Source organism: Ralstonia sp. 22086 (assembly GCF_052045975.1).
GTDB lineage: Bacteria > Pseudomonadota > Gammaproteobacteria > Burkholderiales > Burkholderiaceae > Ralstonia > Ralstonia wenshanensis.
On the sequence record NZ_JBQEPZ010000001.1, the window covers coordinates 1,874,641 to 1,900,844 of the forward strand.

General features: G+C 65.2%; 20 protein-coding genes. 8 read left to right on the forward strand and 12 right to left on the reverse strand.

Annotated features, from left to right (window positions below):
- The first annotated feature begins 110 nt into the window (after positions 1-110).
- Positions 111-1,202 carry a DNA topoisomerase IB gene (locus ACTJK6_RS08805; protein ID WP_440838740.1) on the forward strand — a complete coding sequence of 364 codons (1,092 nt, stop codon included), beginning with the start codon at positions 111-113 and terminating at the stop codon, positions 1,200-1,202.
- A 33-nt stretch (positions 1,203-1,235) separates the two neighbouring features.
- On the opposite strand, the gene ACTJK6_RS08810 is transcribed toward ACTJK6_RS08805, so the two are convergent.
- Genes ACTJK6_RS08810 through ACTJK6_RS08820 form a run of 3 tightly spaced genes read right to left on the reverse strand, consistent with a single transcriptional unit; the run spans position 1,236 to position 7,222 of the window.
- On the reverse strand, positions 1,236-2,780 hold the full coding sequence (locus tag ACTJK6_RS08810; protein ID WP_440838742.1) for an efflux transporter outer membrane subunit: 1,545 nt from the start codon (positions 2,778-2,780) through the stop codon (positions 1,236-1,238).
- Between the two features lie 2 nt (positions 2,781-2,782).
- A complete protein-coding gene (locus ACTJK6_RS08815) occupies positions 2,783-5,935 on the reverse strand; it encodes an efflux RND transporter permease subunit (RefSeq protein WP_232041611.1) in 3,153 nt (1,050 codons plus the stop codon).
- Positions 5,936-5,950: 15 nt separating this feature from the next.
- A complete protein-coding gene (locus ACTJK6_RS08820; RefSeq protein ID WP_260803753.1) occupies positions 5,951-7,222 on the reverse strand; it encodes an efflux RND transporter periplasmic adaptor subunit in 1,272 nt (423 codons plus the stop codon).
- 567 nt (positions 7,223-7,789) lie between these two features.
- On the opposite strand from ACTJK6_RS08820, the gene ACTJK6_RS08825 reads away from it, so the two are divergent.
- From ACTJK6_RS08825 to ACTJK6_RS08840, 4 genes are all read left to right on the forward strand, one after another.
- Positions 7,790-8,461, forward strand: coding sequence for a TetR family transcriptional regulator (locus ACTJK6_RS08825; RefSeq protein ID WP_232041609.1), 672 nt, complete (start codon positions 7,790-7,792; stop codon positions 8,459-8,461).
- On the forward strand, positions 8,458-9,351 hold the full coding sequence (locus tag ACTJK6_RS08830) for a patatin-like phospholipase family protein (protein ID WP_316870349.1): 894 nt from the start codon (positions 8,458-8,460) through the stop codon (positions 9,349-9,351). The genes ACTJK6_RS08825 and ACTJK6_RS08830 overlap by 4 nt, the downstream gene beginning before the upstream one ends.
- A gap of 111 nt (positions 9,352-9,462) precedes the next feature.
- On the forward strand, positions 9,463-10,887 hold the full coding sequence (locus ACTJK6_RS08835) for a dihydrolipoyl dehydrogenase family protein (protein WP_440838743.1): 1,425 nt from the start codon (positions 9,463-9,465) through the stop codon (positions 10,885-10,887).
- Positions 10,888-10,988: 101 nt separating this feature from the next.
- Entirely contained in the window at positions 10,989-11,879 is an 891-nt protein-coding gene (locus tag ACTJK6_RS08840) for a DODA-type extradiol aromatic ring-opening family dioxygenase (protein WP_322017081.1), read from the forward strand.
- Positions 11,880-11,910: 31 nt separating this feature from the next.
- Here the strand turns inward: ACTJK6_RS08840 and ACTJK6_RS08845 are convergent, their stop codons facing one another.
- Positions 11,911-12,939: a D-2-hydroxyacid dehydrogenase family protein gene (locus ACTJK6_RS08845; protein ID WP_232041605.1), complete on the reverse strand. Its 1,029-nt coding sequence runs from the start codon at positions 12,937-12,939 to the stop codon at positions 11,911-11,913.
- Between the two features lie 426 nt (positions 12,940-13,365).
- On the opposite strand from ACTJK6_RS08845, the gene ACTJK6_RS08850 reads away from it, so the two are divergent.
- Together ACTJK6_RS08850 and ACTJK6_RS08855 are read left to right on the forward strand one after the other, a co-directional pair.
- Positions 13,366-15,234 carry a phosphoenolpyruvate carboxykinase (GTP) gene (locus ACTJK6_RS08850; RefSeq protein WP_440838744.1) on the forward strand — a complete coding sequence of 623 codons (1,869 nt, stop codon included), beginning with the start codon at positions 13,366-13,368 and terminating at the stop codon, positions 15,232-15,234.
- 866 nt (positions 15,235-16,100) lie between these two features.
- On the forward strand, positions 16,101-16,937 hold the full coding sequence (locus ACTJK6_RS08855; RefSeq protein ID WP_440838745.1) for a winged helix-turn-helix domain-containing protein: 837 nt from the start codon (positions 16,101-16,103) through the stop codon (positions 16,935-16,937).
- 127 nt (positions 16,938-17,064) lie between these two features.
- Here ACTJK6_RS08855 and otnI read toward each other — a convergent pair whose 3' ends face one another.
- From otnI to ACTJK6_RS08885, 6 genes are all read right to left on the reverse strand, one after another.
- On the reverse strand, positions 17,065-17,853 hold the full coding sequence (gene otnI / locus ACTJK6_RS08860; protein ID WP_440838746.1) for a 2-oxo-tetronate isomerase: 789 nt from the start codon (positions 17,851-17,853) through the stop codon (positions 17,065-17,067).
- A gap of 23 nt (positions 17,854-17,876) precedes the next feature.
- The gene (locus tag ACTJK6_RS08865) at positions 17,877-19,202 is read right to left on the reverse strand and encodes an MFS transporter (RefSeq protein ID WP_440838747.1); all 1,326 of its coding nucleotides are present in this window, start codon (positions 19,200-19,202) and stop codon (positions 17,877-17,879) included.
- Between the two features lie 65 nt (positions 19,203-19,267).
- Positions 19,268-19,912 (reverse strand): 3-oxo-tetronate 4-phosphate decarboxylase, encoded by a 645-nt coding sequence (otnC, locus tag ACTJK6_RS08870; RefSeq protein ID WP_260803746.1) that lies wholly within the window; start codon positions 19,910-19,912, stop codon positions 19,268-19,270.
- The gene (otnK, locus tag ACTJK6_RS08875; RefSeq protein WP_440838748.1) at positions 19,909-21,222 is read right to left on the reverse strand and encodes a 3-oxo-tetronate kinase; all 1,314 of its coding nucleotides are present in this window, start codon (positions 21,220-21,222) and stop codon (positions 19,909-19,911) included. Before otnK ends, otnC begins: the two co-directional genes overlap by 4 nt.
- Positions 21,219-22,130, reverse strand: coding sequence for an L-threonate dehydrogenase (ltnD, locus tag ACTJK6_RS08880; RefSeq protein ID WP_260803744.1), 912 nt, complete (start codon positions 22,128-22,130; stop codon positions 21,219-21,221). The genes otnK and ltnD overlap by 4 nt, the downstream gene beginning before the upstream one ends.
- 15 nt (positions 22,131-22,145) lie before the next feature.
- Positions 22,146-22,862 (reverse strand): FadR/GntR family transcriptional regulator, encoded by a 717-nt coding sequence (locus ACTJK6_RS08885; protein WP_260803743.1) that lies wholly within the window; start codon positions 22,860-22,862, stop codon positions 22,146-22,148.
- Between the two features lie 132 nt (positions 22,863-22,994).
- Here ACTJK6_RS08885 and denD point away from each other — a divergent pair, with 132 nt between their 5' ends.
- The gene (gene denD, locus ACTJK6_RS08890; RefSeq protein ID WP_316870357.1) at positions 22,995-23,990 is read left to right on the forward strand and encodes a D-erythronate dehydrogenase; all 996 of its coding nucleotides are present in this window, start codon (positions 22,995-22,997) and stop codon (positions 23,988-23,990) included.
- Here the strand turns inward: denD and ACTJK6_RS08895 are convergent.
- Entirely contained in the window at positions 23,987-24,631 is a 645-nt protein-coding gene (locus ACTJK6_RS08895; RefSeq protein ID WP_260803741.1) for a response regulator, read from the reverse strand. The two genes, denD and ACTJK6_RS08895, sit on opposite strands and share 4 nt — an antisense overlap.
- A complete protein-coding gene (locus tag ACTJK6_RS08900) occupies positions 24,628-26,067 on the reverse strand; it encodes a cache domain-containing protein (protein ID WP_260803740.1) in 1,440 nt (479 codons plus the stop codon). Before ACTJK6_RS08900 ends, ACTJK6_RS08895 begins: the two co-directional genes overlap by 4 nt.
- Positions 26,068-26,204: the final 137 nt, after the last annotated feature.

A 26,204-nucleotide genomic window follows, 5' to 3' on the forward strand; every position in this document is an offset into this window, starting at 1 on the left:
CAATTTTGAGCAGATGCGTGGCCTCGATACTACGCCATGAGCGGGTAGGCGGTGCACGGAGCGGGAGGAACGCCGCTTGCTCAGAGCAAGCATCTCTCCTGATCTCTATCGTGGAACGCGTTCCCAAGTCTGCGCCAGCGACGATTGCCTCAAGCGCGCCAACCTCCGCCGAAGCACTGCCCGAGCGGCTGCGCTATGTGGACGACACGCGGCCGGGCTACACCCGGCGCCGATTGCGCGGCCGCTTCGCCTATTTCGATACGCGTGGCGAGCGCATCCGCGATCCCGCAGTCATTGCGCGCATCAACAAGCTGGCGATCCCGCCGGCCTACACCAACGTCTGGATCTGCCCACACGCGGGCGGCCATTTGCAGGCGACGGGGCGCGATGCGCGCGGGCGCAAGCAATACCGCTATCACGCCGACTGGCGCGCCTTTCGCGATGCCGACAAGTACGGGCGGCTGCTGGCCTTCGGGGCGGCGCTGCCGCGCGTGCGCGAGGCGATCACCGCCCACCTGGCGGCGCCGGGTCTATCGCGCGAGAAGATGCTGGCGACGGTGGTCCTTCTGCTGGACGTGACGCTCGTGCGTGTAGGCAACGTTGCGTATGCACGCGACAACCGCTCCTATGGGCTCACGACGCTGCGCAATCGCCACGTGGAGGTGCATGGCAATACGGTACGTTTTCAGTTTCGCGGCAAGAGCGGCGTGGAGCACGACGTGTCGGTATCGGACCCGCGCCTGGCGCGCATCATCCGACGCTGCGTCGATCTGCCGGGCCAGGAGTTGTTCCAGTACATCGACGAAGCTGGCGAGCGCCGTGTGGTGGATTCCACGGATGTGAATGCGTACTTACAAGAGATCACGGGCGCAGATTTCACGGCAAAGGACTACCGCACCTGGGCCGGCAGCGTGCTCGCGCTGGATCTGCTGCGCGGGCGCACGTCGGCGAATGTTACCGAGGCGCGCCGGCAGGTGGTGGAAGCCATTGCTGCCGTGGCCAAGCGTCTGGGGAACACGCCGGCTGTCTGCCGCAAGTGCTATGTGCATCCGGCCGTGGTGGACGCCTTCCTGGCCGGCGAGCTAGAAGCACTGCCCCCGACCCGCGCACGCAAGGGCCTGCGACGCGAAGAAGCGGCGCTGCTTCGCTTTCTTGAATCCAGTGCCAGCGCAAAGGGCACAGGCGAAAAAAAGCCCGCCTGAACAAGGCGGGCTTTCGAGCGAACAGACGCGAACTTACTTCGATGGCTGCGGCGTCATATCCGGCGTGGCGGGCGCAACACCCGGGGCAGCCGTCGGCTGAGCCTGCTGCGCCGCCACCGTGGTGCTGTGCTCCTGCAGACCGCCACCCAGTGCCGTGTACAGATCGATGGCGTTGGTCAGGCGGGCCAGGCGCGTCTGCACCAGGGTCTGGTCGGCGCTGAACAGATCGCGCTGCGCGTCGAGCACATCGAGGAAACTCGACACGCCGTTGCGATAGCGCTGGTCAGACAGCGTCAGGCGATCGGCCGTGGCATCGCGGAAGCGCTTCTGCGCGGCCACCTGATCTTCCAGCGTGCCGCGCGCCACGAGGGCGTCGGACACCTCACGGAAGGCCGTCTGGATCGTCTTCTCGTAGTTGGCCACCGCGATCTTCTGGTTGGTCTTGGTCAAGTCCAGGTTGAAGATGTTGGTGCCCCAGTTGAAGATCGGCAGCGTCAGGTTTGGCACGAACGACCAAAACCCTGTTCCGCTCTTGAACAGATCATGCAGCGCGCCGCTGGCCGTACCCACGTTGGACGTCAGCCCGATGCTCGGGAAGAACGCCGCACGCGCTACGCCAATGTTGGCGTTGGCGGCAATCAGCTTCTGCTCGGCCTGGCGGATGTCAGGGCGTTGCTCCAGCAGCTCCGACGGCAGACCCGGCGGAATGTCGGCCACGATCTTCTCCGACGACACCATGGTCGGCGCGGGAAGATCGGCCGGCAGCGGGGCGCCCACCAGCAGCACAAGGGCGTTGGTCGCCTGAGCATACTGGCGCGTCAGCTGCGCCACCGACACACGCACCGATTCCACCAGCGTCTCGGTCTGACGCAGATCCAGCGCCGACGAGGCGCCCACGTCAAAGCGCTGCTTGGCCAGCTTGTAGTAGTCCTCGCGGCCCTTCAGGGTCTGCTGGGCCAGTTCAAGCTGCTCGGCGTACGCGCGCTCGTTCAGGTAGGCCTTGGCCACCTGCGAGATCAGGCTGATCTGCGCGGCACGCCGGCCCTCATCCGTCGCCAGATAACTTGCACGCGCAGACGACGTGACGTCGCCCACGCTGAACAGGTTCACCTGATAGTTGCTGATGCCCACGCCAAGCTGGTACTGCTTGGTATAGATGTCGCCGCCGGTGGTCGAGATCGACGGCGGCGTATGGCTGCGCGTGTACGTGGCAGACGCATTGACCGGCGGCAGCAGGTCGGCGATCTGCAGGCGGTACTGCGCACGCGCGGCCTCGACGTTGAGCATGGCTACGCGCAGGTCGCGGTTGTTCTCGAGCGCCAGGCCGATCAGCTTCTGCAGCCGCGCATCGGGGAAGAACTCGCGCCAGCCCAGCTCGGTCGCGCGGGGCACGTTCTCGCCGGGCTTGGCGGAATCTGCCGGCACGGCATAGCCGGCCGGTGCCTGCGGATACGCGCTCGTTACCGGGGCGTCGGGGCGCTCATAGGTGGGCGCCAGCGAGCAGCCGGACAGCACGCCCGCGGCCAGCAGGAGCGCCGGCAGCAGCGCGGGGGTTCGAAAGGTCATCGTTTTCTGCATGTTCAGATTTCCTCGTCCAGCGGACGGTGCGCGGCATCCAGGCGGCGTTGACGCTCGCTGCCCTTGAAGATGCGGCGGACCACCACGAAGAACACGGGCACCAGCACCACGGCCAGCACCGTCGCGGTGATCATCCCGCCCATCACGCCGGTACCGATGGCGCGTTGGCTGGCGGAGCTGGCGCCGGTGGCAATCGCCAGCGGCAGCACGCCCAGGATGAAGGCGAACGACGTCATGATGATCGGGCGGAACCGCAGGTGCACGGCCTCGAGCGTCGCTTCGATCAGGCCCTTGCCTTGCGCCTGCAAGTCCTTCGCGAACTCGATGATCAGAATCGCGTTCTTGGCGGACAGACCCACCACCGCAATCAGGCCGACCTTGAAGTACACGTCATCGGGCATCGCGCGCAGCGTCACGCCCAGCAATGCGCCGAGCACGCCCAGCGGCACCACCAGAATCACCGCCGCCGGGATCGACCAGCTTTCATACAGCGCCGCCAGCACCAGGAACACCGCCAGCAGCGACAGCGCATACAGCGCCGGCGCCTGCGAGCCCGAGGCCTTTTCCTGCAGCGACTGGCCCGTCCACTCGTAGCCGATACCCGCCGGCAGCTTGGCAGCCAGACGTTCCATCTCGGCCATGGCGTCACCCGAGCTGGCACCCGGCGCGGCCGCACCCGACAGGCGGACAGCCGGATAGCCGTTGTAGCGCACGAGCTGCACCGGGCCGACGATCCAATGGCCCCTCGCGAACGTCGACATCGGCACCATGTTGCCCTGCGCGTTGCGCACGTACAGGTTCATGATGTCTTCGGGCTGCATGCGGTTGATCTTGTCCGCTTGCACGATCACACGCTGCTGACGACCGTAGTTCGGGAAGTCGTTGGCGTACGCCGAACCCAGCGCCGTCGACAGCACGGCGTTGATGTCGGTGAACGACACACCCAGCGCGTTGGCCTTCTCGCGGTCGATATCCACTTGGTACTGCGGCGAATCTTCCAGACCTTCCGGGCGCATGCCAGTGATGATCTTGCTTTTCGCCGCCATCCCCAGCAGCTGATTGCGGGCAGCCATCAGCGCGTCGTGGCCCAGGCCTGCGCGGTCCTGCAGACGGAACGTGAAGCCCGTTGCGTTACCCAGTTCCGGAATCGGCGGGGGGTTCAGCGGGAACACGATCGCATCGCGAATACCACCGAACAGCGCACCGAAGGCCCGGCCAACCACAGCGTCAGCGGTTTGATCCTTGCCCTTGCGCTCGCTCCAGTCCTTGAACGGGGTGAACACGATACCGGCGTTCGGCCCGTTGCCCGAGAAGCTGAAACCCTGCACGGCCACGATGTTCTCGACCGCCTTTTCATGCTTGTAGTAGTTCTCGACCTGCTTGATCACTTCCAGCGTGCGGTTGGCCGATGCGCCCGGCGGCAACTGGATGTTGGTCACGATGTAGCCCTGGTCTTCGGTCGGCAGGAACGAAGACGGCAGGCGCAGGAACAGGAACACCACCGCAACGATCAGCGCAACGTAGATGACCATGTAGCGGAAGGTCTTCTTCAGCATGCGCTCCACGAAGCTTTGGTAACGGTTCGTGGTGGTGCTGAACATGCGGTTGAACCAGCCGAAGAAGCCCTTCTTCTCGTGGTGCGAACCCTTTTCGATCGGCTTGAGCAGGGTTGAGCACAGTGCCGGCGTGAGCGTCAGCGCCATGAGCGCCGAGAAGAAGATCGACGACACCATCGACAGCGAGAACTGGCGATAGATCGCGCCCACCGAGCCCGAGAAGAACGCCATCGGGATGAACACGGCCATCAGCACCAGCGTAATACCGATGATGGCGCCCGTGATCTGGCCCATGGCCTTGCGGGTGGCTTCGCGCGGGGGCAGGCCTTCCTCGGCCATGATCCGCTCGACGTTTTCCACCACCACGATCGCATCGTCAACGAGGATACCGATCGCCAGCACGAGGCCGAACATCGTCAGCACGTTGATCGAGAAACCCAACGCGTTCATCACGGCAAACGCGCCGAGCAGCGAGATCGGCACCACGATCGACGGCACCAGCGTGTAGCGGATGTTCTGCAGGAACAGCAGCATCACCAGGAACACCAGCACCATGGCCTCGAACAGCGTCTTGACCACTTCTTCGATCGAGATCTGGACGAACTTCGAGGTGTCGTACGGCACCTTGTATTCCACGCCCGCCGGGAAGTACTTCGAAAGTTCTTCCAGCTTGGCCTTCACGGCCTTGGCGGTGCCCAGTGCATTACCCGTGGGCGAGAGCTGCACACCAATTGCGGAAATCGGCTGACCGTTGATCCGCGCAGACGTCGAGTAGGTCTGGCCGCCCAGTTCCAGGCGCGCCACATCCTTCACGCGCACCAGCGAACCGTCGGGCTTGGCCACGAGCACGATGTTGCCGAACTGCTCGGTGGTCGTGAGCTGGCCTTCCACCACGACCGTCGCCGCGAGGGGCTGGTCGGAGACGGACGGCAAGTCACCGATCGTACCGGCGGAGACCAGCGCGTTCTGTGCGCGAATGGCGTTGTAGACGTCCGTGGGCGTCAGCTTGTAGCCGACCAGCTTGGCCGGATCGATCCAGACGCGCATGGCGCGCTCCGTACCGAACAGGATGGCCTGGCCGACACCCGGCACGCGCTTGATTTCATTCAGCACGTTGCGGGAGATATAGTCGCCCAGCGCCACCGGATCCATCTTGCCGTCGGTGGATGCCAGCGTGGCGAACAGCAGGAAGTTCGAGCGGGCCTTGTCGACCTGCACGCCCTGCTGCGTCACTGCAGACGGCAAACGCGCTTCCACGCGCTTCAGGCGATTCTGCACGTCCACCTGCGCCAGCGCCGGATCGGTGCCGGCCTTGAACGTCACGGTGATCTGCGCCTGGCCGTTACCGCCCTGGCTGACCGACTCCATATAGAGCAGGCCGTCCGCACCGTTCATTTCCTGCTCGATGATGCTGGTGACGGACTCGTCCAGCGTCTTCGCATTCGCGCCCGGGTACGTTGCCGTGATGATGACGGACGGCGGCGCGATGGTCGGATACTGCGAGATCGGCAGCTGGGTGATCGAAATCGCCCCAGCAAGGATGATGAACAGCGCGAGCACCCAGGCAAAGACCGGGCGATCGATAAAAAACTTTGCCATGCGATGGCTCCTTGTTTACTGCTTGGCTGCCGGTGCGCTGGCAGCGGGAGTGCTTGCAGCAGGGGCGCTGGCTGCCGGTGCGGGTGCGGCGCCGCTACCCTGGCCACCCTGACCTTGCGGCCCCTTGCCCTGGCCCGCCTGCATCGGCTGCCACGGCACGGCCTTGACCGGTGCGCCCGGATGGACCTTCTGCAGACCGTCGACGATCACCTTGTCGCCCGCCTTCAGGCCGCTGGAGACGATCCATTCCGTACCGGTCGAGCGGTCGGCCTGGACCTGGCGCACCGCTGCCATGCCCTTCTCGTCGACAACCATGACGGAGGCGCCGTCCGGGCTGCGCGTCACGGCTTGTTGCGGCACCGTGATCGCCTGCTCGTCCACGGCCTGCTCCAGGCGGGCACGCACGTACATGCCCGGCAGCAGCGTGCGGTCGGCGTTCGGAACAATCGCGCGCAGCGTGATCGTGCCCGTGGCCGGGTCCACCGTCAGGTCCGAGAAGTACAGCTTGCCCGGTTGGGCGTAGGCACGGCCGTCATCCGTCACGAGCGTGACCTTGGCCGCGTCACCACCGGCCTTCGCCAGCTTGCCGTCCTTGAGCGCCTGCTGCAGGCGCAGCACTTCGGTGCTCGACTGCGTGAACGTCAGATAGATCGGGTCGATCTGCTGCACGGTCGTCAGCAGCGTCGCCTCACCCTGGCCCACGAGCGCGCCTTCGGTAACCTGCGCCAGACCGGCACGGCCGGAGATGGGCGAAGTCACGCTGGCGTAGCCGACGTTCAGCTTGGCGGTTTCCACGGCGGCGCGGGCGGCGGCCACGTCAGCGGTGGCTTGCTTGGCGGCGGCGGTGGCGTCGTCGTAGTCCTGCTTGCTGATGGCGTTGGTGGCAACCAGCGGTTTGTAGCGCTCAGCCTTCAGTTGCGCCTGCGTTTGCGTGGCTTCCGAACGCGCAAGCTGTGCCTTGGCGCTGTCGAGCGACGCCTTGTACTGCGCCGGATCGATCTGGAACAACTGTTGGCCGGCCTTCACGTCACTGCCTTCGGCGTAGGTGCGCTTGAGTACGATGCCCGCGACCCGTGCTCGCACCTGCGCCACACGCGTGGCCTCCAGGCGGCCCGGCAACTCGCTGGTCAGACCAACGGAGTGCGGCTGCACGGTCACAACGCCGACTTCGGTCGGAGGCATGCCGGCGCCGCCCGGCCCTTGTGCCTGCTTGTTGCCGCAGGCTGCAAGTGCCACCACCATGAATGCGGCGGCAGCGAGTTGGTGATAACGGCGGGTGTTCGTCATAGATGACCCCATGTGGCGATAAGCGGAATGCCGGGTGCCGCAACGCCGCGCAAACGAGTGCGACGCCGGCAAACCGTCAGCGAAACCAAAAAACACAAAACGAAAACGTCCGATGCTAGCTGCATCTGGCGGCATGCGATATGGCTTTTGCGACGAACTCGCAACAACTTGGACCAGAATGCTAAGACGCGGGAGCGATCGGCAGTCGATCTCCGCCCTGGCTGCCGACAGACACGAAGCCGGCCCCAGCGCACGTGCCCGGGATGGATGTGGCGCATACGGCCATGGGCAAGCGACGGAGTGCGCGCTATTATAGATACGTTCGCGTATGTATGTAAGTCACGCCGTTGGGAATAGGGACTCCGTTGACACGTTTCCGGAGTTCGTAGCAATGACGGCGATCAAGCGAACAGGCAGCGAATACCGCGCTGCGACAAGCATTGTCAGCCAACGGACCCCAAGCCGCGTTGTGCGAAGCGCAATGGTGCGTTGCCAGGAATTGTGCATTGCACAAAAGCCAATCGAAAGAACGCCCGCCGAGATGGCACGGCGTTCCTCTGGAAGATCATGGTCAGACGAACGAAGGAAGAAGCACTGGAAACCCGCAACCGCATCCTGGACGCGGCGGAAGACGTGTTCTATGCGCGCGGCGTGGCACGCACATCGCTATCGGATATTGCGCAGGCCGCGGGTGTGACGCGCGGCGCCATCTATTGGCACTTCCGCAACAAGACCGACGTATTCGCCGCCATGTGTGAGCGCGTGAAGCTGCCCATGGAGACCATGTGCACCCCGCTCGGGGTGGAAGCCGATGATCCGTTGGGCGAACTGCGCACGGTGGGCAACTTCCTGCTGCGGCAACTCGTGGAAGATGCGCACTGGCGCAAGGTCTTCGAGATCATGTTCAACAAGTGCGAGTTCGTGGAAGACACGAGCCCCATCCTCAAGCGCCAACAGGAATCGTTTGAGGAAGGCATGACCCACCTGACGAGCATCATCGAACAGGCGACGCGGCGCGGGCAGCTGCCGGCCGACCTGGACATCCCGCTGGCCGTGGCGCATTTCCATGCCACTTTCAACGGCATCATGGGCGATTACCTGTTCTACCCGGACGCCTCCAGCCTCGCCACCAAGCGCGAGCGCCTGCTGGATGCGTGCATCGACACCCTCAAATACGCGCCGTCGCTGCGGCTGGAGCCCGCGGCAGCCGCTGCCGCCCACACCGGGGCCTCGGCATGAACACGCCCGTGTTCGATCAGATGGTCTTTGCCGGCGGCGGCAACCGGTGCTGGTGGCAGGCCGGCTGGTGGGATGTCGTGGAGCCTGAACTGGGCTTGGCCCCGCGCGTGATTGCCGGCATCTCGGCCGGCGCATCGACGGCGTGCATGCTGCATGCATGGAATTCGGCCGAGCTGATGGATTACTACGGCGAGGCCCTGCGCCAAAACACCCGCAACGCCCACTGGGGCAACCTGCTGCGCGGCGAGCGTGTGTTTCCGCACTACGGTATGTACAGGACGGCGCTGCTGACGGTGTTCGGCGAGGGTCGCTTCGCGCGGCTGGCACAGGCGCCGGAGATCCGCATCGGCGTGGCCCACATCCCGCGCTGGCTGGGCGCTCGCTCCGCCGTGGCGGCAGGGCTGATTGCCTACAACATCGAAAAGCACGTTCGCAAGACGCTGCACCCGACGCTGGGCAGGCGCCTCGGCTTCACGCCGGAAATCGTGCGCGCGCAGGATTGTGCCACCCCCGAGGACTTGGCCGATCTTCTCCTGCAATCGGCGTCCACCCCGCCTTTCACGCCGGTGCTTCGGCGCGCGGGGCGGCCGGTACTCGACGGCGGTATGGTCGACAACGTGCCCGTGCACGCGCTGGATGCTACGCCGGGCGATGCGCTGGTGCTCGTCACGCGCCTGTACCCGCGCCCGACGTATTTCCGCATGGATGTGCCGGTGGCTGGCGGCGTGCAGCGCCGGTTTTATGTGCAACCTTCGCGCAAGGTTCCCATTTCGAGCTGGGATTACACCCGCCCTGGCGCCATGCGCGACGCCTATGCACTCGGCCGTCATGACGGCGAAACCTTCCTGCGCGAACTTCCACGCGGGTTCGCCACGGCGGTGGCTGCGTAACCACCTCCTCCAAGACAAAGACAGGCGGCGGGCGCGCCGCTTGCTCCACATGGGCGCGCCCGCCGGCGTGCCGCTCAGGTCGTCCGGCCGATGCCACTTCGACGGACACTTATGCCCGCCAACCCTGCACATGCGTTTGACCTGATCGTGATCGGCGCCGGTTCTGCCGGGCTCGCGGCTGCGCGCCGATCTGCGCAACTGGGGGCACGGACGCTGCTGATCGACCGTGCGCAAGTCGGCGGCACCTGCGTCAACCGCGGATGCGTGCCCAAGAAACTGCTCGGCTACGGCGCCGCCTGGTCGCAGACAATGGCGCGGTGTTTGCGCGCCGCGCACGCCGCCGACGCCTGGGCCGACGCCATCGCGCGGACGCGTGCCGAAGTCGCGCGGCTGCACGAAGCGCATTTCGCCCACCTTGTCGATGCCGGCGTGCAGTGGTTGAGCGGCACTGCCTCGCTGCGTGGCCGTGGCATCGTCCGGTTGCAAACCGAGTCCGGCAAGACCACGCTGCGCGCGCGCCAGATCGTGCTGGCTGCCGGCGCCCGCCCCACGCCGCTTCCCGTACCCGGCGCGGAACTGGCTTGCACTTCCGACGACGTGTTCGGCTGGGAGACGCCGCCCGCGTCGCTCATCATCGCGGGCGGTGGCGTCATCGCGGTGGAAATGGCCTCGACGCTGGCGCGCTTCGGCGTGCGGGTCACCGTGCTGACGCGCGATGCGCGCGTGCTGCCTGAATTTGATGCCACGGTGGCCGAGGCCGCCGCGCAGTCGCTGGCCGGCTGCGGCGTCGAGCTGATCCAGAACGCCGATGTTGTCCGCGTCGAACGCGATGCCGTGAATAGCGGCGGCGTGACCGTCTACGCGAGCATCGAAGGCAGCGACGCTCCCCGCGCGCTACGCGCCCAGCGTGTGTTAAGCGCCATCGGCCGCACGCCGAACGTCGCGGGCCTTGGCCTGGACGCGGCCGGCGTCACGCTCGATGCGCACGGACGCATTGCGGTCGACCGCCATTTCCGCACGCGCGCACGCGGCGTGCATGCCGTGGGCGACATCTGCGGCGCCAGCCGCCTGCAATTGACACCCGTGGCCGCCGCGCAGGGCCGCTACGTGGCCGAACGCCTATTCGGCAAAGGCACCAAGCTGCCCGACATGGACACCGTGCCGATGGCCGTGTTTTGCGATCCGGCCATCGCAAGCGTGGGCCTGACCGAAGCCGACGCCCGCACGCGTTGGCCCGAACTGGGCAAGCGCGGGCCGGACACCGACAAACGCGCCTTGGCAGACCGTATCGACGTGGTGGTCCGCCGCTTCGTCTCGCTGGAGCAGCGTTTTGCGGGCTCGGGCATGGAATCGTTGATCAAGCTGGTATGCAATGCCCGCAGCGGACGCGTGCTGGGCGCGCACATCGTCGACAACGCTGCGCCGGAGATCATCCAGGCACTGGCGATGGCCGTGCGCATGGGCGTCCGGCTCAAGCATCTGCAGTCGACCGTCGGCCTGCACCCAACCGTGGCAGAGGAATTGCTGAGCATGTAAGCGCACTTGTTCAATTTTCCTGACCCCGGTCTGCAAAACCATGCACGTTACTGGTGCCGGGTCGGCGCAGAATGGGAACTATATTCTTCAGGAAATTTGACATGCTCCCCGTGCTTTATCTGTCCCATGGGTCGCCCATGTTGGCGGCTGATCCGGGTCCTGTCGGCAAGATGCTGGCGGCGCTCGGGCAAGAAATGGCCGCCCTCAACCCGCGCGCCATCGTTGTGGTTTCGCCGCACTGGATGACGCGCCGGCCGGCTGTGACCGCCCGCGCTCAGCAGGAAGCCTGGCACGACTTCGGCGGTTTCCCGCCGCAACTGTACGCGCTGGAATACGCCCCGCCGGGGGCGCCTGACCTGGCTGAACGCATCCGCACGCTGATCGACGGCAACATCGTCCCCGGGCTGGAGGAACAGGCCTCCACCGTGCTGGACCCGCGCCAGCCGCTGGACCACGGGGCCTGGGTGCCGCTGATGCTGATGTTTCCGGAGGCGAAGATCCCCGTGGTGCAGGTCTCGTTGATGCCGGGCCTGTCGCCCGCTTGCCAGATGGCGATGGGGCGCACGCTCGCGCCGCTGCGCGACGAGGGCGTGCTGATCGTCGGCTCCGGCAGCTTCACGCACAACCTGCGCGCGCTGATGCGCGGCCCGGGCATGGCGCAGCATGGCGTGCCGGTTGAGCCTTGGGTGACGGCCTTTCGCGAATGGATGATCGAGACGATGACGGATGGCATCCGCAGCGGCGATTTCACCCGGTTCTGCGATTACCGCGCGCAAGCCCCGAACGCCGCCCACGCCCACCCCACCGACGAACACCTCATGCCGCTGTACGTGGCACTGGGCGCCGCGATGGGCCAGCCGAGCCAAGCCACGCCGGGCGGCGTCCAGGCTCAGCACGTGGTCGATACGGTGACGTACGGATCGTTGGCGATGGACAGCTTCCGCTTCGATGGCGCGGGCGCCAACCAGCCGCAGTTGCGCGCCGCGGCTTGATTGACGGAAACGACGGGCAGGACGGCTGGCGTTATGCGCGGATCAGCGCGGGCGCCAGCGCCGTCGGGTTGACCACGCTGTCGACGTTGCCCTGGAGCACATCGAGGATGTTCTGGAACGCAAAGCCGAAGTACATCTCGTAGCTTTCGCGTTCGACGTAGCCGATGTGCGGCGTACAGATGCAGTTCTCCATGCGCAGCAGGGTGTGGCCCTGCAGGATGGGTTCCGTTTCAAACACGTCGATGGCAGCCATGCCCGGACGCCCACGATTGAGCGACGTCACCAGGCCGTTTTCTTCCACCAGCTCGGCGCGGCTCGTGTTGACGAAAAGGGCGGTCGGCTTCATGCGCGTGAGATCAGCCACCGACACGATGCCGCGCGTTTCGTCGTTCAGCCGCAGATGGACGGACAGCACATCGGACTGCTCGAACAGCGCGTCCTTTGATTCCGCCACAGCAAAGCCGTCGGCTCGCGCGCGTTCCTGCGAACCCTCGCGGCCCCACACCAGCACATTCATGCCGAAGGCGCGGCCGTAGCCGGCCACGAGCTGGCCGATCTTGCCGTAGCCGAAGATGCCCAGCGTCTGGCCCTTCAGGACACGGCCGATGCCAAAGTTGGGCGGCATCGTCGTGGATTTCAGCCCCGACTGCTGCCACGCGCCGTGCTTGAGGCTCGCCACGTATTGCGGAATGCGACGCTGCGCGGCCATCACCAGCGCCCAGGTCAGTTCAGCCGGCGCCACCGGCGAGCCCTTGCCCTCCAGCACCACAACGCCCTTGTCGGTACAGGCATCCAGGTCGATATGGCTGCCCGAATCGCGCGACACCCGGCCAGTCTGGCTGATGATCTTGAGTTTGGGCAGGCGGTCGAGCAACTGACGCGTAACACGCGTGCGCTCCCGGATCAGCACGATGGCTTCAACGTCCGCCACGCGTGCGGCCAATTGACCCACACCCTTGACGGTGTTGTTGAACACTTTGACTTCGTGGTCCTGCATCAGGCTGAAGCAATCCAGCTTGCGAACAGCGTCTTGGTAGTCGTCCAGTACGGCAATCTTCATCGACATCTCACTTCGAACAATGGTGCGCAGCAAAAAACAGCGATCCCTCGCGGTGGTATTCTTCCCATCCCTCGTCGCACGACAATCCGTGTCGACGTTCGGAATTGCCCGCCGCGGGCACGCAATTTGCGCAGCCCCGCTGGTGACGAGTCCTTGTTCTAGGGTCTGTTGACCTCGGTCCCGCCACTTTAGCGCACGCGGCCCCCGCTGCCCGGAAAAACCCACATTCCGCCAGCGCACCGCTTTGTAACTGAATGTGAAATCAGCACGGCCACCGTCCCTCCGCCTGCCTCACCTCTCCCTCTGGAAATCGCTGATCCGGCTCGCTTCTGATGCGCCGTCGATCGCTTTCCCACCCGCCGCTGGGCGCGGCCGCCGTGCTGATCCGCCACCGATTTCTTTCTCACTTCCATTGGAGTTTTGGTCATGAATCAACCCGTGATGCAGGGCGTGCCTGCATTGAACGTGCCCGAGTACGTGAAACACCCGCGCCTGATCGCGTGGGTTGGCGAGGTGGCAGCGCTCACCAAGCCGGAGCGCATCGTCTGGTGCGATGGTTCGCAAGAGGAATACGACCGCCTGTGCGCCGAAATGGTGGCCGCCGGCACGATGAAGCAGCTCAACCCGGCCAAGCGCAAGAACTCGTACCTGGCGCTGTCGGACCCGTCGGACGTGGCGCGCGTGGAAGACCGCACCTTTATCTGCTCGCAGAAGAAGGAAGACGCCGGCCCCACCAACAACTGGACGGCCCCGGCCGAGATGCGCCAGACGCTGAACGGCCTGTTTGACGGCAGCATGCGCGGCCGCACGCTGTACGTGGTGCCGTTCTCGATGGGCCCGCTGGGCTCGCCGATCGCCCACATCGGCGTGGAGCTGTCGGACAGCCCGTATGTGGCCGTGAACATGCGCATCATGACCCGCATGGGTCGCGCGGTGTACGACGTGCTGGGCACCGACGGCGATTTCGTGCCGTGCGTGCACACCGTCGGCAAGCCGCTCGCCACGGGCGAGAAAGACGTGCCGTGGCCGTGCAACCCGACCAAGTACATCGTGCATTTCCCGGAAACGCGCGAAATCTGGTCGTTCGGCTCGGGCTACGGCGGCAACGCGCTGCTGGGCAAGAAATGCTTCGCGCTGCGGATCGCCTCCACCATGGGCCGCGACCAGGGCTGGCTGGCCGAGCACATGCTGATCCTGGGCGTGACGTCGCCGGAAGGCAAGACGTATCACGTGGCGGCGGCTTTCCCGTCGGCCTGCGGCAAGACCAACTTTGCGATGCTGATTCCGCCCGCAGGCCTGAACGGCTGGAAGGTGACGACCATCGGCGACGACATCGCCTGGATCAAGCCCCGCAAGGACGCCAACGGCAAAACGCGCCTATACGCCATCAACCCGGAAGCCGGCTACTTTGGCGTGGCCCCGGGCACCAGCGAGAAGACCAACTTCAACGCGATGGCCACGCTCAAAGAGAACGTCATCTTCACCAACGTGGCGCTCACCGACGACGGCGATGTGTGGTGGGAAGGCATGACGGACACGCCGCCTGCCCACCTGATCGACTGGCAAGGCCAGGACTGGACACCCGAGACCGCCAAGGAAACCGGCCGCAAGGCAGCGCATCCGAACGCGCGTTTCACGGCGCCGGCAGCACAATGCCCCTCGATCGATCCGGAATGGGACAACCCCGCGGGCGTACCCATTGATGCGTTCATCTTCGGCGGCCGCCGTTCGACGACCGTGCCGCTCGTGACCGAAGCGCGGGACTGGACCGAAGGCGTTTACATGGCCGCCACGATGGGCTCGGAAACCACCGCCGCTGCTGCCGGCCAGCAAGGTGTGGTGCGCCGCGACCCGTTCGCCATGCTGCCGTTCTGTGGCTACAACATGGCCGACTACTTTGCGCACTGGCTCAAGGTTGGCGAGAAGCTTGCCGAGAGCGGCGCCACGCTGCCGAAGATCTTCTGCGTGAACTGGTTCCGCAAGGACGAGAACGGCAAGTTCGTGTGGCCGGGCTTTGGCGAGAACATGCGGGTGCTGAAGTGGATGGTCGATCGCATCGAAGGCCGGGCGCAGGGCGATGAGCACGTCTTCGGCGTGTCGCCGCGCTACGAAGAACTGAGCTGGGATGGGCTGAACTTCACGGCCGAGCAGTTCGCCAAGGTGATCTCGCTGGACGCGGACGCCTGGAAGCAGGAACTGGCTCTGCACGACGAGCTGTTCACGAAACTGGCACACGGCCTGCCGCAAGCGCTGCCCGACGCCAAGACCCGCCTGGAAGAACGCCTGCAGGGCTGACGCCCGCCGCCGCCTCGGCATCAGGACAAGAAGCCCGCCTCGCGCGGGCTTTTTTTTGTCCGCCCGCGGAAGGTTGCCCAAACAATGAGCAGTAATCCTAAAGTTTTAAATCGTGCGAATTACCCCTGCCAACAAAACAGATCAATTGATTTTTAGCTAAACGATTTGCTTTGTAAAAAATACCGACACACACATGGAAGCGGCCATTATGGCGGCGCGAGCATAATCGCCATGCATTTATGCCACGCTTGAATCATTGCACGCATGGTATCGGCCAAGAACGTTGCCTGGCATAGCTTTATGAAGAATGCATGTCAACCACGGCACCCCAATACGTGTCGGATTGAATGAATTTCCAAATTTTAAAATTCCTGCGTGACGAATCCCTACGGGATTCTTATAATCCGGCAAAACGGAATCCTTTCTCTCTGAGCCAGAGGGGGGGTTCATGACTAGAGGAAACGGGAAAGGGCGAACAAGCCTTATGCCAAAGGAGGTGGGGGATCCCTACTTCCCCGGCGCTCGGGGGGGCGCCGGCTCGGATTGCGCGCAGACAACGCCGCAGACTATGCAAACGATTGCATGGTTCGGCAGGCTGCGGCAGGCACCGAGGGGCTTGCAGATCTTTCTCAGGACCACCCTGGACACCACCCAGGAGGCTCCGCTGGCGATCGTCGACGGGAATAGCAGCATGACGATCCGCGCACGGCCGATGGCCGGACAACAGCGCCCGCAAGAAATGACATGCGAGCACACGCGCAATTGCCCGCATGGCACTCATAACAACGCGCACCGCAGACAGCAGAGCGCAGCCGCAGGGCTGCTCGCCGGAGTGTGTCGGCTGGTTAGACGGGAGGTATCACAAAGTGGGTATTCAGATCTTGCTGGTCGAACAAGACCAGGCAGAGGGGGAGCGTCTGTCGTTTTCCCTGCGTGATGGTGGACACGACGTTCAACGGGTCAGCCATCCGGGCCAGGCGCAGGCAGCCATCCTGGCCGCCATGCCTGAGTTGCTCCTGATGGAGTGGACATGGCCCGAGCGCGAGTCGATCGACATGCTGCTGGCGTTGCGCGCCAACATGCAGACGCGCGGCCTGCCGGTCATCGTGCTATCCCGTCATGGCGATGCGCGCGCCAAGATTGCCGCGCTCGACGCCGGTGCCGACGACTACGTCGTCAAGCCGTGCGACACGGGCGAGCTGCATGCCCGCATCCGCGCCGTACTGCGCCGTCGTGCGCCGCATCAGCATGGCGACGACATCCTGCAGGTCAACGGCCTGCGCCTCGATCCGCTCACGCTGGGCGTGACTGCGCAAACCGAAACCGGCCCGCGCGCCATTCCGCTCAGCCCGCTGGAATTCCGCCTGCTGCACTTTCTCGTCGCGCATCCGCAACGCGTGCATTCGCGCACGCAACTGCTGGACCGCGTTTGGGGCAACCATGTCTTCGTGGGTGAGCGCACGGTGGATGTACACGTGCGCAAGCTGCGCGTAGCGCTGGCCGGTACGCCCTGCGATGGCCTGATCCAGACCGTGCGCGGCGGCGGTTATCGGCTCGTGGTCGGCGCCAGCGGCGCAACGGCCGCGCATGCGGCCGAAGTGATCGGCATGCAACTGGAAGCGGCGACCCGCAAGGCCGAGTTGCCGGCATACGGCCGCGTCCCGACGACTCGCTCGCTCGGCCCGGCTCAGTTGGGCGCCTAACGCGCCTGTCCGCCACGGCAGACCGCCGCTTGCGCATCGCGCAGCGGCGGTTTTCTTTTGCGTCAGTGCCCGGTCATGCGCGCCCTAACCTAGACAGATTGGCGCAGTTCCTTCTTGTGCTGCTGCGTCAGCGCCGGCCCTCCCGCCAGCGTTTGAGCCAGCCGAGCCCTTCGCTCGTACCCGCACGCGGCCGGTATTCACAGCCGACCCAGCCGTCATAGCCAAGCGTGTCGAGCAAGGCGAAGAGGTGCGGATAGTTCAGCTCACCTTCGTCCGGCTCGTGGCGATCGGGCACGCCGGCAATCTGCACGTGGCCCACACCACCGATGTACTGCTTGAGCTTGACTGACAGGTCGCCCTCCATGATCTGCGCGTGGTACAGGTCGAACTGCACCTTGACGTTGGTCGCGCCGACTTCCTTGCACACCGCATGCGCCTGCGCCTGGTGCGTGAGGAAGAAGCCCGGCATGTCGCGCGTGTTGATCGGCTCCAGCACGATGGTGACGCCCGCGCCGGCAGCCTCGCGCGCAGCGTAGGCGACGTTGCTAACGTAGGTGGCGTGATGGCGTGCGCGGTCCGCACCTGCGGGCAAAAGGCCGGCCATCACGTGCAGGCGCGTGTTGCCCAACACCTGCGCATACTCCAGCGCGGTCGCAATGCCGCGCTTGAATTCCGCTTCGCGCCCGGGCAATGAGGCAATGCCGCGCTCGCCGCCGGCCCAGTCGCCCGGCGGGGCATTGAACAGCGCTTGCGTGAGGCCAGCGTCGTCAAGGCGAGCACGGATATCCGCCTTGTCGAAGTCGTAGGGGAACAGAAACTCCACGCCCTCGAAGCCATCCTTTGCCGCGGCGGCAAAGCGGTCGAGGAACGCGTGCTCCTGGTACATCATGGACAGGTTGGCGGCAAAGCGCGGCATGACAGACCTCTGAAGACGATTGCTTATTTGTTGACGAGCTGTGGCGGCGTGCGCAACACGGCAATGCAACCGAGCACCAGCACGCCTGCCAGCGCATACATGCCGGCGGATGTGCTGCCCGTCATGTCCTTGAGCGCACCGATCATATAGGGGCTCACGAAGCCGGCCAAGTTGCCGACCGAGTTGATGGCGGCGATACCGGCAGCTGCAGCGGTGCCTTGCAGGAACGCAGTCGGCATCGACCAGAAGAGCGGCGCGCACGTCAGCACACCTGCGGCAGCCAATGACAGGAAGACAATCGACAGGGCCACGTTGTGCCCGGCCGTCGCCACCACAGCAAAACCGACTGCGCCCATCAGCGCCGGCACAACCAGGTGCCAGCGACGCTCGCGTCGTGCATCGGCACTGCGGCCGATCAGCACCATGGTGATCGCCGCACACACGTACGGAATCGCAGAGAGCACGCCCACCATGAACGTGTCGGTCACACCGGCGCTCTTCACCAGCGTCGGCATCCAGAACGTCAGTCCGTACTGGCCCATGACGAAGGCGAAGTAGATCAGGCTCATCATCCACACGCGCGGGTCGGAGAACACCTTGCCGATGCCGTGGTGCTCGGTCTTGCCTTTGTTGTCTGCAGCAATGTTGGCTTCGAGAATCTGCTTCTCGTCTTCCGACAGCCAATTGGCCTTGCGGATGCTGTCATCGAACTTCCACAGCACCAGCAGGCCCACCAGCATGGCAGGAATGGCCTCAATGACGAACATCCACTGCCAGCCCTGCCACCCGCCGCCTACCCCTGTCCCATGGAACGCGCTCATGATCCAGCCCGACAGCGGGTTGCCGAAGATGCCCGAGATGGGGATGGCGGCCATGAACATCGCCACAATCCGCGCGCGGCGATGCGATGGATACCAGTACGTCAGGTACAGGATGACGCCGGGGTAGAAGCCCGCTTCGGCCAAACCCAGCAGGAACCGCATCACGTAGAACTGCGTGGGCGTCTGCACGAACGCGAAAGCGCCCGAAATCAAACCCCACGTGATCATGATCCGCGCGATCCAGATGCGCGCGCCAATCTTGTTCATCAGCAGGTTGCTCGGCACCTCGAAGAGGAAGTAACCGATGAAGAAGATGCCGGCACCCAGCCCGTACACCGTTTCGGAAAAATTCAGCGCCTGCGACATCTGCAGCTTCGCAAACCCAACGTTCACGCGGTCGAGATACGCAACCACGTAGCACAGCATGATGAGCGGGACGATGCGGCGCGACACGCGCGCATAAACGCTGTCCTCTTTTGAAACGGCGTGCGAAGGCAACGCCGCCGTGGTGGCGGTCGAGGTGTTCATGTGGTCTCCGGTGTAGGTGTTATATGGGCTGTGCGGCGGGCGCTACCGGTCTGCTGCCGGTTGCTCTACCAACGGGCCCCGAACGTCTGGCGCAGTTCGTCGATCTGCGCGTCGGACAGCGGTGCAGGTTTGGGTTCGGTCATCAACCAAAGCCGTGCGGTTTCTTCCAGTTCTTCCAGCGCGTAAGCTGCATTCGACACCGAGCCGTGCCACACCACGGGCCCCAGCCGATCGAGCAGCACAGCACGCACATCGTTGGCCAGTGATGCGATCTGCGTAGCCACATCCGGATGGCCCGGCCGCTGATACGTGATGAGCGGCACGTGGCCGACCTTCATCACGTAGTACGGCGTGATGGGCGGCAGCACATCGGCTTCATGCCACACGCCGGCCAGCGTGAGCGCCACGAGATGCGTCGAATGCGTATGCACCACGGCATGCGCATCTGCATTGCGGCTATAGATGCCGCGATGCAGGGCAAGCGTTTTCGACGGTTTGTCGCCGCCGACCCACTCGCCCGTCGCCAGCACCTTCGCGATACGCGCCGGGTCCAGCGTGCCGAGGCAGGCATCGGTGGGGGTGATGAGCCAGCCGTCAGGCAGGCGTGCGCTGATATTGCCTGCCGTGCCGACGGTGTAACCGCGCGCATACAAGCTCTGCCCGACGCGGGCGATCTCTTCACGCAGGGCTGTTTCGGTGGACGCACTCATACCGCAGCCTCCGCTGTGGCCTGCGCCAGTTGCGCTAGCGCCTTCTCGAAGAAATCCACCGTCCCGAAATTGCCGGACTTCAGTGCCAGCGCAACCGGATCGTTGTCGATGGTGGCCGTCCAGGGCACGCCCGGATCAATCTGCTGGCCGATGCGAAGCGCGCGCACGTCGAGCGCCTGTACCACCGCGCCCGAGGTCTCACCGCCGGCCACCACGAAGCGGCGTACGCCGTCAGCATGCAGCGAGCGGGCGATGCGGCCCAGTGCATCTTCAACGAGTTTGCCGGCGCGCTCCACGCCAAGCGTCTTCTGTACGTGGGCCACTTGCTCCGGCGCACTGGTGGCGTACACCAGCACGGTCTGACCGGCATGGCGGTGCACGAAATCGAGCGCCTCGACCACCACCGGTTTGCCTTCGGCCAGCGCCAGCGGATCAATCTGGAACGCGGGACGCGATGCACGCCAGTGCGCCACCTGCGCGTTCGTCGCACGCGAACAACTGCCCGATAGCACGATCGCCGAATCAGGCACCGCAGGTAACTGCGCCGCATTGCCGTGCGCGGTGATCAGCCCTGCGCGCCGATATTGCGCCGGCAAGCCCAGCGCCAAGCCCGAGCCGCCCGTCAGCAGCGGCAGGTCGGCAAATGCCTCGCCCAGCACGATCAGGTCGTCGTTGGAAATGGCATCGGCAATCGCCAGCTTCACGCCGTCGTCGCGCAGTTGCTGAGCCTGATCGCGCGCCGCCTGCGCGCCGCGCATGATGGTGTCGTAACGCAGCAAGCCGACCTTGCCCGCGCTCTGGCGCGCCAGCACCGAAACCAGGTTCGGATCGCGCATCGGCGTCAGCGGATGGTGCTCCATGCCTGACGCGTTGACCAGCACGTCGCCCACGAACAGATGGCCGCGGAAGATCGTTCGGCCGTTCTCCGGAAACGCGGGGCAGGCCAATGTGAAATCGGTGCCCAGTTCGGCCATCAAGGCCTCGGCAACCGGGCCGATGTTGCCCGCGTCGGTGGAATCGAAGGTCGAGCAGTATTTGAAGAAGAAGCGCGAGCAGCCTTGCGCGCGCAGCCAGTGCAGGGCATTCAACGACTGCGCCACGGCATCGGCCGCGGCAATCGTGCGCGACTTGAGCGCGACGACGATGGCATCGGCATCCGCAGCGATGGCCTCGCCGCCTGCCTGTGGCACGCCGATGGTCTGTACGGTGCGCATGCCGGCACGCACGAGCATGTTGGCGAGGTCGGTCGCACCGGTGAAATCATCGGCGATGCAACCAAGGACGGGGCGGGACGTGGGCGCTGCGCTCATTTCGGCTGGCCCTCCGGCAGCGTGATCCCGGGGAAGATCTTGATCACGGCGGAGTCGTCTTCCCTCGCATAGCCGGCCGTGGATGCCTGCATGAACATCTGATGAGCGGTAGCCGCCAGCGGCAGCGGGAACTTGGTGGCGCGCGCGGTATCGAGCACGAGTCCCAGGTCTTTGACGAAGATGTCGACGGCGGACAGCGGCGTGTAGTCGCCGGCCAGCACATGGGCCATGCGGTTTTCGAACATCCAGCTGTTGCCCGCGCTATGCGTGATCACTTCGTACAGCGCATCCGCTGCCACGCCTTCGCGCAGGCCCAGGGCCATGGCTTCGGCGGCGGCGGCGATGTGCACGCCGGCCAGCAATTGGTTGATGATCTTGACCTTGCTGCCCGCGCCGGCCTTGTCGCCCAGGCGATAGACCTTGCCGGCCATGGCGTCTAGCACATGGCCCGCTGCCGCATACGCCTCGGGCGTGGCTGAGGTCATCATGGTCATCTGGCCCGACGCGGCCTTGGCCGCACCGCCGGAGATGGGGCCATCCACATACAGAATGCCCTGCTGCGCGAGGCGCGCCTCCAGCGCAATCGACCAGTTCGGGTCGACCGTGGAACACATGACGAACGTGCTGCCCGGTCGCATGGCGGCCGCAGCTCCGCCCTCGCCGAACAGCACGGCTTCGGTCTGCGCGGCGTTGACCACCACCGAGACCACCACGTCCACACCCGCCGCCACCTCAGCAGGCGTTGCACACGCAACGCCGCCTTCCTTGGCGAAATCCGCAGCGGCACCCGGGCGCGCATCGCACGCATGTACGGTGTAGCCGTGATTGCGCAGGGTCTTGGCAATGCCCAGGCCCATGGCGCCGAGTCCGATCACGCCAACCTTACGGTCAGCCGCCGTTTGCGTCATGAATCGCTCCTGAAATCAGTCTTGGACCGTGTCGCGGCCCTCGGCCAGGCGACGTGCGGCATTGAACATGTGCGTCTGTGCGGCATTGCGTGCAGCCAGGGCGTCGCGGTGGCGGATGGCTTCGACCATCGCGCGGTGCTCGTCGCGGACCTGGCGGGCGAAGTCTTCGCGGCGCGCTTCGTTGCTGCGCGTCACGCCAATCGCTTCTTCCAGGTATTGGCTGAAGAAGCCGAGTGCCTGCACGAGGAACGGGTTGCCGCTGGCGGCCGCGATGGCGTGGTGAAAACGCAGGTCTTCGGTCACGCCGTCACCGCCGGCCGCCACCGCCGCGTCGATGCTGTCGAGTGCGGCGTCGATCTCGATCATCTCGGCGTCCGTGCGGCGCTGGGCGGCCAGCGCAGCGCCTTCGGCCTCCAGCGCGCGACGCAGTTCGATGATGTGCAGTACGGCGTCGATCGAGCCGGCCTGCGCCGCGTCGATACGCAACGGCTTGAGGCCAGCCTGCTGCGTGACGTACACCCCGCTGCCTTGGCGCGCTTCGACCACGCCTTCGTGCCGCAAGCGCGAGATGGCCTCGCGAATCACGGTACGGCTCACACCGAATTCCTGCCCGAGCACGGTTTCGGACGGCATGCGTTCACCGCGGCGCAGTTCGCCCGCGTCGATCTTGTCCATCAGGGTCTGGGCCACGCGGTCGGACAAGGAAGGCGCGGCGTCGAGTCGTTCAAACATGGGGTAGGGATGTCTTGGCAAGCGTAAATTCGTCGTGTCATCATACAAGTTGAGTCGCAGAGCTTCATCCCTGTTTACCCTAGGCATCGATCAAAACGCCCGGCGGGTTACGTCGGGCAACAAGGAGACACCATGAACATCGTCATCACCGGCGGCGCCGGCTTCCTGGGCCAGCGCGTGCTGGCGGCACTGCTCGAGCAACCCGGCCTGCCCGGTGCGGACGGCTCGGTACAACCCGTTGAGACCTTCATCGTGCTGGACCAGGTGGCCGGCCAGATTGCCGATGCGCGTGTGCGCTACGTGACGGGCGACGCTTCCGACCCAGCCCTCATTGCAAAGGTGATCGACGGGGGTGACAACAACGAGGTGGGCGGCGTGTTCCACCTGGCCGCCGTGGTGAGCGGCACCGCCGAGGCTGACTTCGACCTGGGCATGCGCGTGAACCTGGACGGCACGCGCGCATTGCTTGATGCGCTACGCGCGCAGCACGCCAAGACCGGCCGTGCGCCGCGCGTGCTGTTCGCAAGCTCGGTGGCAGTGTTCGGAGGCCAGTTGCCAGCCATCGTTACCGACGACACAGCGGCCACGCCGCAGGCTTCGTACGGCGTGCAGAAGTTGATGGGCGAATTCCTCGTCGGCGAGTATTCGCGCAAGGGCTACATCGACGGCCGCGCGGTGCGCATCCCGACGGTGTCGGTGCGCCCCGGCAAACCGAACGGCGCGGCCTCGAGCTTTGCCAGCGGCATCATCCGCGAGCCGTTGGCTGGCGAGGAAGCCATCTGCCCGGTGGAAGCCGAGACCGAACTGTGGCTGGCCTCGCCGCGCCAGGTGGTAGCCTCGCTGCTGCACGCGTACACGCTGCCGGCGTCGGCCTGGGGCAATCGCCGATCACTGAATCTGCCGGGCATTACGGTACGCGTGGGGGAGATGGTGGAGGCGCTGCGCAAGGTGGCGGGCGATGCGCCGGTCTCGCGCATCCGTTGGGAGCCGGACGCTCGCATCAAGGCCATCGTGCAAAGCTGGCCGGCGCGCTTCAATACCGCCCGCGCGGATGCGATGGGCTTTGGCCGCGACACCTCGTTCGAGGCAATGGTGCGCGATTACGTGGAGGGCACAAAGGGCGCCTAACGCCCCTTTCCCAGCTCCACCGCAAACTTCACCAGTTCCGCCTGTCCCTCGATGCCGAGTTTGCGCTTCAGGTTCAGGCGGTGCGATTCCACCGTGCGCACGGACAGGCCCAGCTCGTCGGCGATGCGCTTGTTGGCGTAGCCCTTGGCGATGCCCTCGAGAATGTCGCGCTCACGCGGCGTGAGCGCCTCGACCGGCGTGGGCATGACAGCCTGCTCGGCCATGCGCATTGCCAACTGCGCGCTGTAGAACGGCCGACCGGCCAGCACCGCGTCGATGGCCTCGACCAGTTCGCTGGCGGGCGCGTCCTTGAGCACGTAGCCACGCGCGCCGGCGCGAATCACCTGCCGCACGTACTCCAGGTTGTCGTGCATCGAGAGCACGAGCACGGCAATCTCGGGAAATTCCTCGGCAAACTTCTCGGTGAGCGCGATGCCGTTCATGCCGCGCATGCCGATGTCCATCAGCGCCAGATCGGGGGCCAAGGTGCGCGCAGCCTGCAGGGCGGCATCGGCGTCACCGGCTTCACCCACCACTTCGAAATGCGGCACGGCTTCCAGCCGCATGCGCACACCATCGCGCACGAGCGGGTGATCGTCGACGAGGAGCAGTTTGACGGGCGCAGGAGTACGCATGTTCATACGAGAGGAGAAGAGGGAGCAGAAACCAGTTGGGCGATGACGATATGCGGGAGCACAGCGCACACCTCGGTACCGTGCGGGCCCGAGGCGACGGTACAGGTGCCGCCCAGCGCGGCCATGCGTTCACGCATGTTGCGCAAGCCGATGCCGTGTTGCGGATCCACCTGCACGGATTCCACATCAAAGCCGGGGCCGTTGTCGCGAATGGACAAGCGCACGGCATCGAGATCGTTTTCAAGCAGCACACCGATGCGCGTGGCTTGCGTGGCATGGCGCTCGATGTTCGAGACAGCCTCCTGCGCGATGCGGAACAGCGCGGTGTTGCATGCGTCCGGTAGCTGCACGGGCGGGCCGACCACTTCGAGCGCAATCGCAAACCCCGGCTGGCTGTCTTCGTGCGCTTCGCGTGTTTCACGCACGAGCAGCTCCAGCGCAGCCGCCAAGCCGAGATCATCCAGGAGGGCGGGACGCAGGTTGTGCGACACGCGCCGCACCTCGCCCAGCGCGCCGTTCAACCGATCAAGCGCGCGGCGCAACATGCTGTCCGCCCGTTCGATCGACGGCGGCGATGCAGGTGACGCTTCGAGATGCCCATGCGCGGTTTCGAGCAGCAGCTTGGTCGACACCAGCACCTGGCTGATGCCGTCGTGCAACTCGCGCGAGACGCGCGCGCGTTCGTCCTCCTGAGACTTCACAACCTGCTGCGCGAGCTGGCGCAGCTTGGCATCGGCCTGGCGGTGATCGCTCACGTTCAGCGCCAAACCGCTGCCGGCTACCAGCAGGATGCTGATCGCGGCAATGCCAACGACCCACGCCAGCGTCTGGTCGATGTTGGCCTGCGCACGCTGATCAATCTCACGCAAGGTCTGCTCGATGTCGTCCAGGTACAGACCGGTGCCCACCATCCAGCCCCACTGTGGGATTGGCTCGACATAACCGAGTTTGGGCACGCTCTGGTGCGTGGAGGGCTTGTCCCACATGTAGCGCACGAAACCGCCGCCCGCCTGCGCGGCCGCCACCAGTTTCTGGATGGTCGGCTGGCCGCCCGAGTCCGTTAGGTCCCACAGATCGCGCCCGACCAGTTCGGGCTGGCGCGGGTGCATCAGGTTGCGTCCACGCAGGTCATAGAGGAAGAAATAGCCGTCGGTGCCGAAGTCGAGACGGGCGAGGGTGCGCATGGCTTCGTCGCGGGTGGCTTCGTCCCCGGCCGGATCGCCACTGTGGCCGGACGCAAGCAACGGCGCGATGGCACTCTGCGCAAGCTTGACGTAAGACCGCAGCTCGGTCTCCTTGGCCTGCAGGTACGCCGACTCCACCAACTGCCGCTCGTGCCGCGCCAGCGCAATCGACTGATGCCGCACGGTCAGCATGATCGCCAGCATGGCGATGGTCAGCGGTGCAACGGCGAGGAGCAGGATCTTCTGGCGGAGCTTCATGGCAAAACGCGGCGAGCATTGCGGCATCGCAAGGTGGCGGCGCGGTCTCGGTCAGGTGTGGGGTCTGCGTAGAACTACGGACGTGTGCTGCGTAGTCCTCCGCTTGTGGCGCGGGGTGCGGCTGGCAAATACTACAC

Excerpts from the sequence above, each read along its gene's own strand:
- ACTJK6_RS08845 (WP_232041605.1), bottom strand. The coding sequence starts at position 12,939 with ATGAAGATTGCCGTACTGGACGACTACCAAGACGCTGTTCGCAAGCTG.
- ACTJK6_RS08900 (WP_260803740.1), bottom strand. The coding sequence starts at position 26,067 with ATGAAGCTCCGCCAGAAGATCCTGCTCCTCGCCGTTGCACCGCTGACC.
- ACTJK6_RS08840 (WP_322017081.1), top strand. The coding sequence starts at position 10,989 with ATGCTCCCCGTGCTTTATCTGTCCCATGGGTCGCCCATGTTGGCGGCT.
- ACTJK6_RS08850 (WP_440838744.1), top strand. The coding sequence starts at position 13,366 with ATGAATCAACCCGTGATGCAGGGCGTGCCTGCATTGAACGTGCCCGAG.
- ACTJK6_RS08885 (WP_260803743.1), bottom strand. The coding sequence starts at position 22,862 with ATGTTTGAACGACTCGACGCCGCGCCTTCCTTGTCCGACCGCGTGGCC.
- ACTJK6_RS08895 (WP_260803741.1), bottom strand. The coding sequence starts at position 24,631 with ATGAACATGCGTACTCCTGCGCCCGTCAAACTGCTCCTCGTCGACGAT.
- ltnD (WP_260803744.1), bottom strand. The coding sequence starts at position 22,130 with ATGACGCAAACGGCGGCTGACCGTAAGGTTGGCGTGATCGGACTCGGC.
- ACTJK6_RS08830 (WP_316870349.1), top strand. The coding sequence starts at position 8,458 with ATGAACACGCCCGTGTTCGATCAGATGGTCTTTGCCGGCGGCGGCAAC.
- otnI (WP_440838746.1), bottom strand. The coding sequence starts at position 17,853 with ATGCCGCGCTTTGCCGCCAACCTGTCCATGATGTACCAGGAGCACGCG.
- otnK (WP_440838748.1), bottom strand. The coding sequence starts at position 21,222 with ATGAGCGCAGCGCCCACGTCCCGCCCCGTCCTTGGTTGCATCGCCGAT.
- ACTJK6_RS08825 (WP_232041609.1), top strand. The coding sequence starts at position 7,790 with ATGGTCAGACGAACGAAGGAAGAAGCACTGGAAACCCGCAACCGCATC.
- ACTJK6_RS08810 (WP_440838742.1), bottom strand. The coding sequence starts at position 2,780 with ATGCAGAAAACGATGACCTTTCGAACCCCCGCGCTGCTGCCGGCGCTC.
- otnC (WP_260803746.1), bottom strand. The coding sequence starts at position 19,912 with ATGAGTGCGTCCACCGAAACAGCCCTGCGTGAAGAGATCGCCCGCGTC.
- ACTJK6_RS08865 (WP_440838747.1), bottom strand. The coding sequence starts at position 19,202 with ATGAACACCTCGACCGCCACCACGGCGGCGTTGCCTTCGCACGCCGTT.
- ACTJK6_RS08835 (WP_440838743.1), top strand. The coding sequence starts at position 9,463 with ATGCCCGCCAACCCTGCACATGCGTTTGACCTGATCGTGATCGGCGCC.
- ACTJK6_RS08815 (WP_232041611.1), bottom strand. The coding sequence starts at position 5,935 with ATGGCAAAGTTTTTTATCGATCGCCCGGTCTTTGCCTGGGTGCTCGCG.
- ACTJK6_RS08820 (WP_260803753.1), bottom strand. The coding sequence starts at position 7,222 with ATGACGAACACCCGCCGTTATCACCAACTCGCTGCCGCCGCATTCATG.
- denD (WP_316870357.1), top strand. The coding sequence starts at position 22,995 with ATGAACATCGTCATCACCGGCGGCGCCGGCTTCCTGGGCCAGCGCGTG.